Genomic DNA, 15,748 nt, shown 5'->3' on the forward strand with positions numbered 1-15,748 from the left:
TGCATGTTTGTATATGTTAATATGGTTATATAATGCATAAGTTAATTATTTGTTATAATCTATAAAAAAATTTACAGGAGGACAATTATGTTTAAAGAAATTAAAGTCGAGGAATTACAGTTCAACCCTTTCACAAAAATCGGGAAAGAATGGATGCTAATTACAGCAGGAAATAAGGAAAAATTTAATACAATGACTGCCAGTTGGGGTGGAGTTGGTGTGTATTGGGGAATGAATGTTGTTACAACATACATAAGGCCTCAGAGATATACGAAATAATTTGTCGATGCTAATGACATGTTTACGATTGCTTTTTTTGATGAAACGTATAGGAAAGCCCTAAATATATGTGGTAGCATTTCAGGAAGAGACACAGATAAGGTAAAAGAAGCTGGACTCACTCCTTATTTTGTTGATGGTACCGCATCCTTTGAAGAAGCAAGCATGATAATGGTTTGTAGAAAGGTATATCATGATACCATGCCGCCTGAAAATTTCGAGTCCCAAGATAATGATACAAAATGGTATCCAAACAAGGATTATCATACAATGTACATCTCTGAAATTACAAAAGTGCTCGTAAAAGCCTAACCTTTTCTTCTGTATAAAAAAAACTGCTTACAAATTATAATGCAACTATAGACAGGACACTTTGAAAAAAAAGTGTCCTGTCTATAGTTGTTTTTTGGTATATTTTAAATAAGGATGGGTAACAATTAAGGACTCTTCAACAAAGGAGATATTAGCATATCAAACTTCTTATAGAATAATAATATGAGAAGCGGCCATTTTTTTGAGGGTTTCCCTGACATCTTCATCTAATTTAAGACTCTATATTCACAATATCATTTTTCATGCGATTTTAACTTTAAATCAACTTGTTATCATAGTCTTAAATGTAATATGAAGATTACATTTTTCCGGCAAATACCAATATAATTCTAGTTAAAAACATAACTATAGCCGCATCGATTAAAGGGATTGCAATTAAAAGACGATGCCATTTCTTATTTGTATTAGCAACAATAACTATTCTTACATAGTGTCCAAGAAGAGTTCCCATCACTATACAAGCTGGAAACAATATAGTAGCTTGTGCGGCGGTTATAACTCCTTGAGAGTATAACATAGCGGCAGCAGCCCCTCCTCCTGCTTTAGCAAAGAATGCGGCTATTAATACAACAATCGCTTGACCCGGAAGTCCAAATACTGCCATCACCGGTCCTACTGCTTTACCTATAATGTCTAAAAGTCCTGTAATATTGAGAAATTGTATTAAAACATAAGCCATTACCATTGCTGGAGCAATCAATTCTACAGCAATGTAAAATCCTTCTTTTGCTCCCTTCATAAAATCTTCTACAATATTAGTTTTTTTAACTTCACCATCTACTTCTGGCATCTATTTCACCTCCACAGGCAGGTTTATTTTTTTTGTATTTTTTCTATTTATTATAAATCTTACTATGTTAGCTCCTATTATTTTAACTAATATCACCAAGCCTAGTATCGCACCAATAGGAAGAAGTGTTATTGCCATTAATGGTGCTCCAGCAGATATAGTGTTTGTTATTGCAGCAGAGCCTGCATATTGATAAGCTACAAAGATAGTTCTTTCATCATCAGTTATTAATTCCTTTTCGTAAAGTTCTCTGGTCAATACGGAAGCAACATCTGAGCTTGTAAAGCTACTAGTGAAAGCTATTCCAGTAATACCTGGAATACCCATCAAAGGTTTAAGTATAGGCATGAATAATTTTTCAGCAGCTGTTAATGCGCCCAATGATTCGCATACATTAACAAGCCCTAAAGCTAGCATAGTTGTTGGAAGAAGTGTTAAAGCATATATAAAACCCTCTCTAGCTCCAACTCCACCAGTTCCATGAAAATTAACACCGCCAGCGATAACACCAAAGTTTCCCACTAAAGTTTGAAAATCAAATGCTCTTAAAAATGTATTGGAGTGTTCGAAAACACCTGACAAAGTTACTATCATAAAAGTTAGTGCAAGCCAACCTTTTATGCTTACTTTATGGTTTTTATATTTCATAAACTTCACCTCATTATAAAATAAATTTTTAATTTAATTTAAATTCAAAACAGAAGCAACTATTAACTTTACTCTTTCAAATAAAGAATCTACTACAGCATATTCTTGAGGACTGTGGTTCCATAAACCTTTAACTCCAACTGCGCATATAGTAGGAACCCCCGCACCTATGGTAAAAGATGCATCAGATCCTCCGCCCACTTTTTTAGGATAAGGCTCTTTTAATCCAAGTTCTAATGAAGTATCTTTTACTAGTTGGAAAAGCTTCATTACTCCCTCTGTAGTCTCCATTGGTATAAAGCCCACTCCGACTGCAGTCAATGATGTAGTTGTACCTTCAACATAAGTTCTTGCGGCTATGTCTTTTAATTGCTTATTTATTATTTCAAGTTTGTCTTTAGTTAAAAATCTAACGTCTATAACTGCTTTAGCATTGTCTGGAATTGCATTTGAAACTGTACCACCAGCAACAGTACCTACATTGAAAGTTGTACCTTCTTCAAAGTTATTTAATGCTTGTACATCAATAATTTTGTGAGAAAGTTCTAGTATAGCACTTCTTCCTTTTTCTGGTGAATTTCCAGCATGGGCGGCAATTCCTTTAACTTCTAGCTCGAAGTCAGCACTTCCTTTTCTACCAACTACGATTCCATCATCTGTGTATCCAGTTTCGAAACAAAAGGTGGCTGCAAAACCCTTTGATTCATTTGTTATTATTTCGATAGCATTAGAGTTTAAGTGTCCATTTTCTTCGTCGCCAGCTAAAATGACTTTGATAGGTCTTTCTGTATAACCAATATGATTTAAGGCTTTAATAGCATAGATTAGTGTAACTAATCCACCCTTCATATCAAGAACTCCAGGACCATAGGCTTTGCCATCCTCTATTTTAAAAGGTCTTTTAGCAACTGTACCTAATGGAAAAACAGTGTCCATATGGCCTAAAAAGATAATTCCATTCGTATTTCTTTCCTGTCCTAAGTTTCCAATAACCATATTTCCAGAAGTCTCAAAAGAATGGATCCTAGTATCTACTCCTTCCTCAATTAAAACTTCTCTAAGTTTTTCAGCTACTGTGTCAACTCCTTCTTTATAGCCAGAGCCACTTTCAGTATTCACTAGATCTTCCCACAATTCTAATATTTCATATTTTTTTTCATCGATAAACGCATATGCTTTTTCTTTCTTATGTTCCATTTACATATCATCTCCTTTATAAATTTAGAAAATATTCACAAAATAATTAGAGACATGTCTTTATATTCATTATATTCTGCTTATTGTAGATTGTCAATATTCAGAATTTTAATTTTTTTTAAATTACCAATTAGATGAAAGGTGGTTCTGAAGGGTATATCTTGTATTATTCTCCATTCCAATTTTTAACTTGGTAAAAGAAAACCTGTATTGCATTTAATAACATAGCAATACAGGTTCTTAAGCAATTGATACAATATAATAACAAATCTTTTCTATTTATTCTCATATTATTCCCACTAACTTATTTCATTACTTATAAATAGAATTATTTAATAGCACTAAAATCAATTTTATATATCTTCCTTGGCCTTCCCCTCTCCTTATCATTACCTTTATTAACAAGAAAAGCAACTCCTCCATCTTTAAGCTTATTTAATATCCTATTAACGCTTCGTATAGTTATTCCCATTTCCTTAGATAGCACTTCTGAAGATAACTCATTTGTACCAAGCTTTTTAATTATAGAATTAATCCTTTTTATGTTAGCAGTTGATAATGATAACCTATGACTCATCTCATTAACAATTGAATTATCACCAACATCGTAATCAGTGAAAGTTTCTTTTACAATAGGTCCAATGGTTTTTTCATCTTCTGTTATTATAAATGTACAACTTTCGCTTAAATTCCCACATTCTTTATTTGCTCTTTGGGCATTTATTTTAGCTTCTTTAATAGTATTACCTATTCCCCAGCCTACATTAATTTTATCAGAAACAGTGTTATTAACAGAATAAATAATTGGACATGACCTAAAATCGTTAGTTAAATCTATTAATTCTCCTTTAGAAGCAAATAATTCCAGCTTCAATCCATCTTGTTGTGCTGGTATATAGTGTTCCTGGATTTTATATAAAATATTTAACACAGTATTGTACAACTTAGCCTGTTTATATTCAATCATATTAAAAAAATCCTCTGTTTGATACTCAGATTTTTTTAATGTTATATAACAGATTGCAGGTTTATTATTGTCATACCTTAACATATCAATTCGCATAATTAATTCATTATAAGTATTTATTATGGATTCTGTTGATGGCACTATATAATAGCACTTATGCCCCCTTTTTTTAAGTTCTTCAATTGTATAAATATCTCTTGAAATGGAAATATCTATTTTATTTTCTTCCCATAACTTTATATGCATTTCTTTACATTTACTATGATAGCCTTCATAGTCCTCATGGTCTAAATAACTATAAAAATCAAAATCACTAGTGGTATATGGATTACTATTTCTATCACTAATTAATTTATATATCCCATAATAATCATTATTCTCTCTAAGAAAATCAATAAATATTCTGGACATATCGATATTTTTATTCTCTATTAATATTTTGAACAACTGTTTATAAAAATCTCTTTCATCAACCTTTAAATAGGTTATGGGGATTTTTATTTCCCCAACCTCTCTCATTAAGGTAGTATAAGGAACAATTCCACTTAATATAATGCCATCTAAAAACATATATTTTCTTTTATAAAGATCTAAAAATTCATCTAGATCTTTATAAAAGAAGATTTTAAGTTCAAATTCTGAATGAAGTTGTTTCAATGAAGTCCTGATTTTATCATCAATAAAACCAGGAACTATACAAGCTACATTGCGCTTCAATATATTTCCCTCCTTACTTGATGTATTTTTAAATATACAATCTCTTTTCTATATTGTATATCACAGACCTAATATACGTAAAGGTTCTATAAAAATAATTTGTGTCAAGTTTAGGTTGGCAAATTTTTAAACTGGCAAAACAATATAGATACAAGAAAGGATAAGGAAGAAGAAAACAAAATAGATTTTGAACTGATTTTAGAAGCATACAAATTTCGTGGTTATGTTAAGGGTTCACGTGGAATACATATGTGCCTTTTGAATCAAGAAATTCGAATGAACCGCAAGAGGATACACCCCTCATTACTTGCTCCATCTGGTAGTAACATCATCAGTAAAAATTGTGACGGTGAAATAACAAATCATATTCCTATTTCCCTCATTTTCACCGTTACTTCTTCGACCCTGCCATCAATATCCGTCCCGTCAAACTTCCCAAGCTTCAGCTCGCTCACGATTTTTCCGTCGTGCATAAACATAATACGCTCCGTCCGCGCCGCAACCTTTGCATCGTGAGTTACAAGCATAACCGCAGTACCGTCCGCGTTAATTTCGGAAAAGATGTTCATAATCTCCTGCGCGGATTTTGAGTTAAGCGCGCCCGTAGGCTCGTCGCCGAAGATGATTTTCGGGCTGTTCATAAGCGCGCGGCATATTCCCGCACGCTGAAGCTGACCTCCCGAAACCTGTGTAATGTTGCGCTTTTCAAGATCCGCAATACCTGTCCTTTTCATAAGTGCTCCTGCCTTCTTCAAAATTTTTGCAGCGTTTTTTCTGTTGCCGCGCATTGACGGAAGAATGATGTTGTCGAGGATATTCAGATTTTTCAGCAAAGTCGGCTGCTGAAAAACAAATCCCATTTTTGTTCTAAGTATGTCTGCAAGCTCATTTTCCCTGAGTGCCGATAAATCCCTGCCGTCAAAATCAACCTTTCCAGCCTCAACGCCATCCATTCCGCTTAGCGCAAACATCAGCGTCGATTTTCCTGAGCCCGAAGGTCCCATAACCGAAACGAACTCGCCCTCCTTTATTTCAACGGACACTCCGTCGAGAACATTGCGCTTTTCATTGCCCTCGCCGAAAGATTTTACTATATTTTCACCGATAATAATCTTCTTCATAATCTACTCCTTTATATTTTCAGATATTTTTATTTGTCCTGCGCCCGATGTGCCGATAATTGTTGCGATAAATGCCGAGCATACCATCATCAGCGGACAAAGCAGATACGCAGAAAGCGGATTGATCGCAAACTTAAACGATGACGCTCCAAACAAGGAAATAACCTTGCCCGCAAGTGCCTCTCCGAGAGTGTTTGCCAGAAGTGTGCCGAGAACAATTGAGGCAATCAGAACGAATACCGAACGCGAAACATACTGCACCGTAATATCCGAGCTTGTAAAACCGAAGGCTTTCATTACGGCAATGGAATATCTGTCCTTTGCGACAAGCATTTTCATAAACAACAGTGTAACCAGTACCGTTATAATCAGCGCAACGGCAATTGAGGCACAGGCGGCCTTTCCGACGGAGCTTATTGTCGGGCCGAATGTCTGTGTAATATATTCATTAATTCCCGAAATCTTTGCAAAATCAAACTTGTCCGCATATTCCGAAACCTTTAAGCCGACAAGAGAATTATCCGAAAGCTCCGCGCAGATAACGCACCACATAATGTCCGCCGAATTGTCGGTGAAAACAGCCTTTGCGGTTTTGCCGCCGTTAGTGATGTCGGAATAAATTCCGCATACCGTGAGATTTTTCTCATTCCCCTCAATCACCAGCGTCATGACATCTCCGACCTTTTTGCCCAGCTCATCGGCGTTCATCGCCGAAATCGCAATTTCGTCTTCTGCGGTGGGTGTTCTGCCCTTGGAATATTTTACGGGGAATACCGAATGCTCGCCTAGCTCAATTTTTATACGTTCCTCCGAGCCGTTATCATTCTTTGCTTTGAATGTTTTGGTCGCAAGCACGACATATTTGGATATGGATCTGTCGCTCTCCATCACCTTTGCAATTTCCGCTGATTTTTCGGAAATATTGTCGGTCTGCTGAATGTCGATGCGCATATCACATTTTCCTATTCCCATATATGTGATGAAGCCTTTTGAGGAAATTGTGTTGTATAAATTCAGCGGAACAATTATGATAAACGCCGAAATCACAAGCACCGCAAGCATTGTGGCGTAAAGCCTTTTCCTTGCAAGAACATCTTTGACGCCGAGAAAAATATTCGTATCAAGTAGTCTGTTTTTGCTCAGGCAGAAATGCTTTGATCTGGAGTATTTTTCCTGTGATGTTCCGAAGCGGATAGCCTCCGCGGCGGATATTTTCCGAAAGCGCTTCAGCACAACCTTCACATAAGCTATAATCGCAAGGAACACAAGCAGTACGCCAATTATCCCGAAAAGCAAGGCAAAAGAAGAATTTTCGCTTTCACCCATATAAAGCCGTATATTTTCAAGAAGCATGCCTCTGAACACAAACGAAAGTGCAAATCCGAGAATACAGCCCGCCGCCGCAATCGCCGCGTATTTTGCAAGGTATATTTTCTTTATGTCGGAAACGCGCAGCCCTATTGCTTTCATAACACCTATTTCGCGGTAGTCGTCCTCGATTTTCGCAAGAAGCGTAAAGCGTATGCACATAAATGCGATTGCAACGACGAGCGCGCTTACAAGAAGTATAACCGCAATCATAAGCCCGTCGGAAATTGCGTTAAGCAATTTGAAAAGCGGATATGTAATCGTCGGTCCGTTTGCTTCAAGTCCCGCGGAGGTGTAGGCGGTTTCAAATGCGCCAAGCGCAGACAACTCCTTTAATCTGAACTCAATCAGATACTCCGTACTTCCGAGGCTTTTTATTTCCGCGTAATCATTTTCGCTTACAAGAAACCTCTTTGACGATGCGAGCAACGAATTCATCTGTGAATCGCGGAGAAATCCCGCAACGGTGAATTTCTTTCCGCATATCACAGCCTTGTCACCGACCTTTGCGGTGCCGTCCTTCATATAGCATATCGGAACATAAATCTCCCCATCGGATACATTTATAACGTTTCCGTCAATGTCAAGAAGATAATCGAATTTTTTGCTCTGCATGCAGAAACCGTTATCCTGAACATTGTCCGTAAGCGAGGTTCCGTCAATTACAATCCGCGCACCGTCCACATTGAGAAATTCAAGCACCTGAAATTCATCGACATTGTCGTTCTGCTCCGCGAAAGCCGTAAGCTGCGCAGTATCAATTTCCCCCGAGTGCATCTGCATAAAATGCGGGGTTTTTGCTTGCGTCATTAACGTATCTATCGCACCGGATAAATTTACGACAAGCACTACTGAGAGAGAAACAAGCATAGCCGCGGCAGCGACAAATATCATTGTTGTCAGCGTTATCGCCTTGCTCTTTAAAATGTCATTGCGGATTATTCTGGAATACATATAAGTCACCTCTGGTTTCAAGCTTTTTAACAGATTTTATGTTACACAGAATTACCGAAGTCACACATAACAGCACTCCCGCGATTAAAATGAGAAATCCCGTTCCTCTGCCGCTGCCCGTGCCGATGATCTTTCCCACACTGTCAGCAAGCACTCCGCCGTCAAGCAGCAAAGGAGTGAACACATAATCCGCAAGCACGCCCGAAAGCGCATACGAGGCAACAAATCCAAGCTGAGAAATTACACCGATAAGTCCCCACGCTCTGCCCTGAACGGAATTTTCAATATTGGTGCGGATAAGAAAATCTAGACTTGTGTTTGCAAATGGGAGCATTGCAAAAAACAGAAATCCCGAAACGCACATAAGCACAATATTTTCGCGCAGTCCGAACGCCGCCATAAATATTCCAGCACAAAACCACGAACCCGAAAGCATTTTCACATAGCCTTTTTTTATGGTCATCATTCCTATAACTACACTTGAAACAAGCATTCCCGAAGCGACAATTGTTTCACTCGTTCCTGCTACGGAGCTGTCCGAAAAAGCAAGTATCATCGGCATGGAAAGTGTTTGTATGAAGCCGAGGAAAAATGTCATAACCGATGTCATTATAACAAGAACAAGCACGCCCCTGTTTTCAGAAACGGCACCCCAGCCGTCTTTGAATTCGCCGATAAACGATTTTGCCTGTTCGCATTTCTTTGAAGCAAGACCGCTGCGTACAGCAAAAGTTGATGCAACGGCTACTAAAAATGTGCAGATGTCGATTACAAGCAGCAGCTTTATATCCGAAACGTGGAGCAGAAATCCCGCAATTACGGGCGAAATCAGATATTTTGCCGAGCCTGCCACCTGAACAAGACCGCTTGCCTTTGTATACTGCTCCTCGGTAAGCAAATCCGTAACCGTAGCTTTATATGCGGGTTCAAGCAGCGATGAAAACACCGAGCTTATTGTAACTCCCATGCAAATCTGCCATAGCTGTACTTCTCCGCGAAGCATACAAATTAGAATGAATACAAGTCCCACCCCGGAAAGACTATCGCCCAGCACCATTAGAAGCCTGCGGTCATAGCGGTCCGCAAGCACTCCCGCCACGGGACTTAAAAGAATCGACGGCATAAACGCAAGCAACATTACAAGTGCCATTAACGATGCCTTTCCCGTCTGCTCAAAAACATAAACCCCAAGCCCAAACGCCGTAAGCCCGCTTCCTATCGCTGAAATAAGCTCTCCCGACCACAGAAGAAGAAATTTTCTGAAGGATTTTCCCGAATTATTCATTGCTGCCTCCATTTCCGCTGCCAAACATCTGCATAACGTTCATAAAACTTCCGCTTTCGGCGCCGAGCAGCCTTTCAACGTTGAAAACAAACGCCTGTATGCGTGAAGCGCGCTCCTCGTTCGTCATTTTAACCATATCATCATCAAAAACAGTATTCGTATATGCCAAAACCATTTCCATGCATTCATACGGGAACGGCGTGTTAAACACTCCCTGCTCAATGCCGTCGCGGATTATTCCCGTCAGTATCGGCGTAACGCCGCTTAATATGACCTTTTGTATTTTCTGATGCATAAGCGCGTTCTGCGGCTTGTGAATTTGCTCTATAATTGCCTTGCCGCTTCCGCCACTTATGTTCAGTGCCATTACAACGCGGATAATGCGCTCGTTTACGGGTATGCTCTTCTCTGCGGCATTTTCCTGCGCCGCGCCTAAAATACGGACATTATACCGCTCAATAAGCGCGTCCAAAATATCCTCCTTCGACTTGAAGTGATAATACAGCGTTCCCCGTGCAATTCCGACTTTTTCGATAATATCGTTTGTACTTGTGCCGTCAAAGCCCTTCTGACCGAAAAGCTCATCCGCCGCGTCGAGTATTTCGTTCCTGCGTTCTTCAGCTTCTTTTACTATCCTCATTTTTACATCTCCTTATAATTGACCGACTGTCTGTCTAGTAATATAATGTCATATTTGTTTTGAGTTGTCAAGAGGGCGTGCTAAATTTCTTCAAAAACTGAAAAAAGCCATGGTACTTTTTGAAACGTCCCCCCGGGCTTCAGGCACAGATTGACTGGAAAGAGGAAATGACCATTATAGTCAATATTTGTTAAAATACTTTTATTTTTTAAGAATTTCAATTTATTGCGGCCCTTACATATTAATTTAGAATCTGAATTTTGATTAAAACAATAGTAAATAGATTATGTTATGGTTATACTATTAAAAAAGTGAGGTGTTAAAAATGGCTATAGCCCATAAAACAGTTATTTCATTCGGCCTAGTTGCTATACCAATATCTATGTATACTGCTACTCAAGATAATGACATACATTTTAACCAACTCCACAAAGAGGATAATTCTAGAATAAAATACAAGAAGACTTGCGGTCATTGCGGCGAGGAGGTTATAACAAAAGATCTTATTAAAGGGTATGAATACGATAAAGATCATTATGTTGTTGTAACAGATGATGATCTTGAAAAAATCAAGACTGAAAAAGAAAAATCCATACAGATACTGCACTTTGCACAACTAAATCAAATATCCCCCATTTTTTATGATAAAACATATCAAGCCATCCCTGAAGCTGGTGGTGATAAAGCTTTTGAGCTTCTGCGTGCAGCCCTTATGTCCGAGCAAAAGATTGCAATTGGCAAAACTGTCATGGGTACAAGAGAGACTTTACTTGCTATAATCCCACGAGAGGATGGGATATTAATTTCAAAGATGTACTATGAAGATGAAATTAAAGACCTTCCCAAATCCTATAATAAACCAGAATTGACTGAGGCTGAGCTTACAATGGCGAATGCACTCATTAACTCCATGGTTACTCCTTTTAATCCAGCTGAATATAAGGATGAGTATCAGCTAAAGTTACGTGAGCTACTCGAAACAAAAATATCCGGTCAAGAAATTGTTACCCCTAAGTCTGAGGCTCCAACCAATATAATTAATCTTATGGATGCATTAAAGGCGAGCATTGAACAAAATAAAGTTAAAGCAACTCCAAATCCTAAGGCTAATGTAAAACGTAAAACTACACCAAAAGGCGCATAATGGATCTATTTGAGAGTAAAAAGATTAAGCCTATGCTTATTGGTGAGATGCAAGAATCATTTGACAGTCCTGATTATATCTATGAGTTAAAGCTAGATGGCGAACGATGTATCGCCTATTTGGATAAAGATACCACAGAACTGCGCAACAAAAGAGATATGAAGATGCTTGTAAAAGTACCAGAACTATCAAACATACACAAGCAAGCCAAACGTCGTTGCATTTTAGATGGTGAGTTGATCGTTATTAAGGATGGCAAACCAGATTTTTTTGAGATTCAACGACGGTCACTGATGTCAAATACTTTCAAAATTCAACTTGCATCATCTAAATTACCGGCCAGCTTTACCGCATTTGATATTCTCTACTATGATGATCACCAAGTTATGGATTTGCCATTGATGCAGCGTAAAATATTGCTTCAAAAAGTTATTAAAGAGAATGAGCGTATAGCTATTTCTCGGTATATCGAGGATAGAGGAATTGAATTTTATCAGCTCGCTAAGCAAAACCAATTGGAAGGCATAGTGGCCAAGAGAAAAGAGAGCAAGTATTACTTAGACAAACGCACCAAAGACTGGATTAAAATTAAAAACCTCCTGGATGATGATTTCGTTGTGTGTGGATATATTTTTAAGGATAACGGTGTCATCAGCATTGTTCTTGGTCAATATTTAGGCAAAGAATTGGTATACAAAGGACATGTTACACTGGGAATATCCACAGAAGATTTTCAATTAATAAAATCAACTCAAAGAATAAGTACACAACCCTTTAATGATTTGCCTTCTGGAAATGATAATGCGATATGGATAGATCCTAGCCTTGTATGCATCGTAAAATATATGATGAAAACAGCAAATGGCTCCTTACGTCAACCTGTATTTAAAGGCCTGAGGGATGATAAAGCACCTAAAGATTGTATCGTAAAATAATCCCATAAATAATATTATGGGATTATTTTTGTTTAAACTGGTTTTAATACTATACCCCTAACAAATATATTTCTTTCTCTTAATCCTGCGGAGTAGACCGTCATTTTTGTTGTAGAATTTAGCAAAGTTACTAACGTAATTAATATGGTTTTTTATGGTCACTGGGCTATATCCCCTTAGTTCCATATCCATTTTCATTCTTTCTCTTAATTCTTACATAAATAATAACACTCCCTTATTTTTTATTTCAACAATAAAAGTTTATAGGAAGTGTGCATTATAATAAAGAAGTATCTTAGTTAAATAGGACACTTCTTTCTATTTTATTTAAGTAAAAATTAAATTAATGTGATTAGCACTCTTCTGCCACTAATCTCTAAGAATATTATACCATTTGTTTATGCAAGATGTTACAAAGCTATGGATTTTATATTTTGTGACATATATGTATAAAATAATAAAATCGACACAAAATAAGATTGGAGGTGTATATTATGGAAATAACGTTATCACAAAAAGAAAGGATGTTACTAGAGGATCAAAAAAGCCACGAACAAATTTGTATAGAAAAGTATACAAATTATGCAAATCAAACTAAAGACAACCAATTGAAACAAATATTTAATGCTAATGGGCAAGTAGAAAGAACACATCTTGATAGCATTAATCAATTGTTAAGCGGTAAAATTCCTCAAATGAACCAGCAGCAAAATCAAAGTTCAGGGCAAACTATGGGATATCAAGGCTCGACCACCAATATGAATAATACACAACCTAGTGGAGTTAATTTATCAGATGCTAATATGTGTACAGATTTATTAATGACAGAAAAATATGTTTCCGGAGCTTACGATACTACAATTTTTGAGTTTAGAGACACTAGAGTTCGTGATGTATTAAATCATATACAAAAGGAAGAACAAAAGCACGGAGAAGCTATATTTCAATATATGGAAAGCAAAGGAATGTATAATGTTCAATAACCTTAATGAGTATACATACCGTATGTCACCAGGGTTAAAGTAACTTGCATATGATAATTATCATATGCAGCCAATAATAAAAAAGGCGTATCACACTAAACTGGTGCCTATACGGGTACAGCCGACATACATGTAAAAATGAGCCACATCATGGAACTATTGATATGCTCCCCTTAAAGTGGACAGATTAAAAAATTAAAATCTGTTACTTAAAAGGGGAGCATTTTTGTGTCTAGAATATCTAAATATACAGCAGAAAAAAAGTATGAAATATTAAGGTCATATGATAATGGAATTGGAACGATACTAGAAATTGCCACCATGTATAAAATTAGTAAGGATGCTTTTTATAAATGGAAATACAACTATAGTAAATATGGATTAGATGGATTAGATGGATTAAGAAAATCAAGAACATGAAAGAGATATTCAAAGGAGCTAAATGAGTTAGCAGTATACTTCCCATGGATTTAAGAGGAAATTGGATGCTGCAGGAATGACGCGAAGCATGTCGCGAGTAGGCAAATGTATCGACAATGGACCAATGGAAGGCTTTTGGGAAATTCTTAAGTGTGAAAAGTACTACTTGCACAAATATAATACATACGAGGAAATCTCTAATGCAATTGATGAGTATATCATTTTTTACAATACCAAGAGATTGCAAAAAAGATTAAACGGCCTTAGCCCTTCGGAATTTAGGGCTTTAGCCGTTTAAGTAAATTTTATTATTTCCACTGTCTACTTGACAGGGAGCAGTTCATTTATTCCAGCATGTGGCCCATTTTCAGGTAAGTAGACGGTAATCTTCACAGATACCGCCCCTTTCAGAACCGGACGTGCCCAATTTAGGCATCCGGCTCCCCATATGAACCTCTTTACACATAAGCAGGATTTAGATTAACTAAAGATTTTGGTTTAGGATTTTCTAAAGGATAATGTTTTAAAAGTTTACTCATTTTATCCCAGTTTAAGCTAGTTCGCTGACTTCTCTTTTGAAGCCAATAGAGCATACTTTTTACAATTTGCCTTTTATATTTTACTAGATTGTACCAGTTATCACTAACGCCGTAATAATTATAATGACCTCTTAGTTTTAGATTCACCTTTTTCCATATTAAACCTAGTGGTAGATTACGATTTTCTTTTATCCACTTATTAAAATCATTTACTTTAGCATGAAATTTCTTTGATGCTGTTTTCCATTTTAATTTAAAGATTCCATTTCTACTTTTACTGCAATAGTGTGTAAATCCAAGAAAATCAAAGGTTTCCGGTTTCTTTCTTCCTTTTCGGTTTAATCGTTCTTTAGCATAGCGTCCAAATTCTATAGTTTTAGTCTTTTCTTCTGCTATACTTAATCCGAATTTTGCTAGTCTACTTTTCAGTGCTTCATTATATCTTTTTGCATCATTTTCATATTGAAAACAGGTTACACTATCATCCGCATATCTTGTTATGTAACATTCACCTTTACAATGTTTAGCTACTACTTTTGTGAACCACAAGTCAAGAGTGTAATGCTAGTATATATTTTCCAAAAGTGGGGACAAGCTACCGCCTTGAGGAACACCTTTTGTTGTTTCTTTAAAGTTACCCTTTTCCATTGTACCTGCTTTTAAAAATCTTTTAATCAAAGCAAGTATTTTACTATCACTTATTCTAAGTTTGATAAATTTCATCATCCATTCATGGTTAACATGGTCAAAGATACCACTTATATCAGCATCTACTACGTAGTTAACTTTCTTTGTCATTATATTATCACTTAAATTCTTTAGTGCATCATGACAACTTTTCTCTGGTCTGAAACCAAATGATATTGGTAGAAAGTCCTCTTCGTAAATGCTCTGTAAAATAATAACTAAAGCACCTTGTACTATTTTATCTTCTAGTATAGGTATACCAAGCGGTCTCATTTTATTACTACCTACTTTTGTGATATATAAACGTTTTACTGGTTGAGGTCTGAAAGAACCTTTCTTTAATTTGATTACTAAGTTATTCAAATTTTCATCTAGGTTTTTCCTATAACTTTCTTTAGTTTCCTTATCTATACCCGCAGAGGCCGAGCCATTCAGTCTATTGAATGATTCTGTTAAAGTATTCTTGTTCATTAAATAAGCCAATGAACAGAATTTTGCTTCTTTATTTCTGCGAGCTACTTGTGCTATGCTTACAAGTTTTGTTCTCACTGTTATTCCAGTTCTAAGCCTGGGCAGTGTTTCTCTTTTAAGCAGTTTCATATGTTACTTTCCTTCCTTCCTCCGGAATTACCCGTTATCCCTAGTACTATGAAAGTATCCGACTTCCTACTGGCATTTGCGTTCCTTACTTCTTCAGTTTGTACTGCATACTTTTCATTTTGAAAAGACCAAGTAGGATCT

At 36.7% G+C, this 15,748-nt stretch carries 13 protein-coding genes and 3 pseudogenes; 6 read left to right on the forward strand and 10 right to left on the reverse strand.

Annotation, left to right across the window (positions count from 1 at the left end):
- Window positions 1-84 precede the first annotated feature (84 nt).
- A pseudogene (locus ACWJJ7_RS05700) lies at window positions 85-591 on the forward strand (flavin reductase).
- A gap of 319 nt (window positions 592-910) precedes the next feature.
- On the opposite strand, the gene ACWJJ7_RS05705 reads toward ACWJJ7_RS05700, so the two are convergent.
- The 8 genes from ACWJJ7_RS05705 to ACWJJ7_RS05740 all read right to left on the reverse strand — a co-directional run bounded on the left by ACWJJ7_RS05705 (window position 911) and on the right by ACWJJ7_RS05740 (window position 10,299).
- The gene (locus tag ACWJJ7_RS05705) at window positions 911-1,402 is read right to left on the reverse strand and encodes a nucleoside recognition domain-containing protein (RefSeq protein WP_462964337.1); all 492 of its coding nucleotides are present in this window, start codon (window positions 1,400-1,402) and stop codon (window positions 911-913) included.
- Window positions 1,403-2,050 (reverse strand): nucleoside recognition domain-containing protein, encoded by a 648-nt coding sequence (locus tag ACWJJ7_RS05710; RefSeq protein ID WP_462964338.1) that lies wholly within the window; start codon window positions 2,048-2,050, stop codon window positions 1,403-1,405.
- A gap of 33 nt (window positions 2,051-2,083) precedes the next feature.
- Complete coding sequence (locus ACWJJ7_RS05715) at window positions 2,084-3,247, reverse strand: M20 family metallopeptidase (RefSeq protein WP_462964339.1); 1,164 nt, start codon at window positions 3,245-3,247, stop codon at window positions 2,084-2,086.
- 328 nt (window positions 3,248-3,575) lie between these two features.
- Window positions 3,576-4,931 (reverse strand): hypothetical protein, encoded by a 1,356-nt coding sequence (locus ACWJJ7_RS05720; protein ID WP_462964340.1) that lies wholly within the window; start codon window positions 4,929-4,931, stop codon window positions 3,576-3,578.
- Between the two features lie 362 nt (window positions 4,932-5,293).
- Complete coding sequence (locus ACWJJ7_RS05725; RefSeq protein WP_462964341.1) at window positions 5,294-6,052, reverse strand: ABC transporter ATP-binding protein; 759 nt, start codon at window positions 6,050-6,052, stop codon at window positions 5,294-5,296.
- A 3-nt stretch (window positions 6,053-6,055) separates the two neighbouring features.
- A complete protein-coding gene (locus tag ACWJJ7_RS05730; protein ID WP_462964342.1) occupies window positions 6,056-8,374 on the reverse strand; it encodes an ABC transporter permease in 2,319 nt (772 codons plus the stop codon).
- Window positions 8,349-9,659 (reverse strand): MFS transporter, encoded by a 1,311-nt coding sequence (locus ACWJJ7_RS05735; RefSeq protein ID WP_462964343.1) that lies wholly within the window; start codon window positions 9,657-9,659, stop codon window positions 8,349-8,351. The genes ACWJJ7_RS05730 and ACWJJ7_RS05735 overlap by 26 nt, the downstream gene beginning before the upstream one ends.
- The gene (locus ACWJJ7_RS05740; RefSeq protein WP_462964344.1) at window positions 9,652-10,299 is read right to left on the reverse strand and encodes a TetR/AcrR family transcriptional regulator; all 648 of its coding nucleotides are present in this window, start codon (window positions 10,297-10,299) and stop codon (window positions 9,652-9,654) included. The genes ACWJJ7_RS05735 and ACWJJ7_RS05740 overlap by 8 nt, the downstream gene beginning before the upstream one ends.
- A 325-nt stretch (window positions 10,300-10,624) precedes the next feature.
- Between ACWJJ7_RS05740 and ku the strand changes: the two genes are divergently transcribed.
- Both ku and ACWJJ7_RS05750 read left to right on the forward strand, forming a co-directional pair.
- Window positions 10,625-11,443, forward strand: a complete 819-nt coding sequence (gene ku / locus ACWJJ7_RS05745) for a non-homologous end joining protein Ku (RefSeq protein WP_462964345.1) — start codon at window positions 10,625-10,627, stop codon at window positions 11,441-11,443.
- 32 nt (window positions 11,444-11,475) lie between these two features.
- Complete coding sequence (locus ACWJJ7_RS05750) at window positions 11,476-12,378, forward strand: ATP-dependent DNA ligase (protein ID WP_462964346.1); 903 nt, start codon at window positions 11,476-11,478, stop codon at window positions 12,376-12,378.
- A gap of 57 nt (window positions 12,379-12,435) precedes the next feature.
- On the opposite strand, the gene ACWJJ7_RS05755 is transcribed toward ACWJJ7_RS05750, so the two are convergent.
- A complete protein-coding gene (locus ACWJJ7_RS05755; protein ID WP_462964347.1) occupies window positions 12,436-12,576 on the reverse strand; it encodes a hypothetical protein in 141 nt (46 codons plus the stop codon).
- 296 nt (window positions 12,577-12,872) lie between these two features.
- Here ACWJJ7_RS05755 and ACWJJ7_RS05760 point away from each other — a divergent pair, with 296 nt between their 5' ends.
- The 3 genes and pseudogenes from ACWJJ7_RS05760 to ACWJJ7_RS05770 all read left to right on the forward strand — a co-directional run.
- A complete protein-coding gene (locus ACWJJ7_RS05760) occupies window positions 12,873-13,361 on the forward strand; it encodes a spore coat protein (RefSeq protein ID WP_462964348.1) in 489 nt (162 codons plus the stop codon).
- A gap of 228 nt (window positions 13,362-13,589) precedes the next feature.
- On the forward strand, window positions 13,590-13,781 hold the full coding sequence (locus ACWJJ7_RS05765) for a helix-turn-helix domain-containing protein (protein WP_462964349.1): 192 nt from the start codon (window positions 13,590-13,592) through the stop codon (window positions 13,779-13,781).
- Window positions 13,782-13,812: 31 nt separating this feature from the next.
- Window positions 13,813-14,079 (forward strand): annotated as a pseudogene (locus ACWJJ7_RS05770) (transposase); the annotation flags it as partial.
- A gap of 160 nt (window positions 14,080-14,239) precedes the next feature.
- Here ACWJJ7_RS05770 and ltrA read toward each other — a convergent pair.
- A pseudogene (ltrA, locus tag ACWJJ7_RS05775) lies at window positions 14,240-15,607 on the reverse strand (group II intron reverse transcriptase/maturase).
- Window positions 15,608-15,748 lie beyond the last annotated feature (141 nt).

This window comes from Clostridium sp. CM042 (genome assembly GCF_055080995.1).

What these genes read in the sequence shown, in the direction of transcription:
- ACWJJ7_RS05705 (WP_462964337.1), bottom strand. Translation starts at nt 1,402, where the DNA reads ATGCCAGAAGTAGATGGTGAAGTTAAAAAAACTAATATTGTAGAAGAT.
- ACWJJ7_RS05710 (WP_462964338.1), bottom strand. Translation starts at nt 2,050, where the DNA reads ATGAAATATAAAAACCATAAAGTAAGCATAAAAGGTTGGCTTGCACTA.
- ACWJJ7_RS05715 (WP_462964339.1), bottom strand. Translation starts at nt 3,247, where the DNA reads ATGGAACATAAGAAAGAAAAAGCATATGCGTTTATCGATGAAAAAAAA.
- ACWJJ7_RS05725 (WP_462964341.1), bottom strand. Translation starts at nt 6,052, where the DNA reads ATGAAGAAGATTATTATCGGTGAAAATATAGTAAAATCTTTCGGCGAG.
- ACWJJ7_RS05730 (WP_462964342.1), bottom strand. Translation starts at nt 8,374, where the DNA reads ATGTATTCCAGAATAATCCGCAATGACATTTTAAAGAGCAAGGCGATA.
- ACWJJ7_RS05735 (WP_462964343.1), bottom strand. Translation starts at nt 9,659, where the DNA reads ATGAATAATTCGGGAAAATCCTTCAGAAAATTTCTTCTTCTGTGGTCG.
- ACWJJ7_RS05740 (WP_462964344.1), bottom strand. Translation starts at nt 10,299, where the DNA reads ATGAGGATAGTAAAAGAAGCTGAAGAACGCAGGAACGAAATACTCGAC.
- ku (WP_462964345.1), top strand. Translation starts at nt 10,625, where the DNA reads ATGGCTATAGCCCATAAAACAGTTATTTCATTCGGCCTAGTTGCTATA.
- ACWJJ7_RS05750 (WP_462964346.1), top strand. Translation starts at nt 11,476, where the DNA reads ATGCTTATTGGTGAGATGCAAGAATCATTTGACAGTCCTGATTATATC.
- ACWJJ7_RS05755 (WP_462964347.1), bottom strand. Translation starts at nt 12,576, where the DNA reads ATGAAAATGGATATGGAACTAAGGGGATATAGCCCAGTGACCATAAAA.
- ACWJJ7_RS05760 (WP_462964348.1), top strand. Translation starts at nt 12,873, where the DNA reads ATGGAAATAACGTTATCACAAAAAGAAAGGATGTTACTAGAGGATCAA.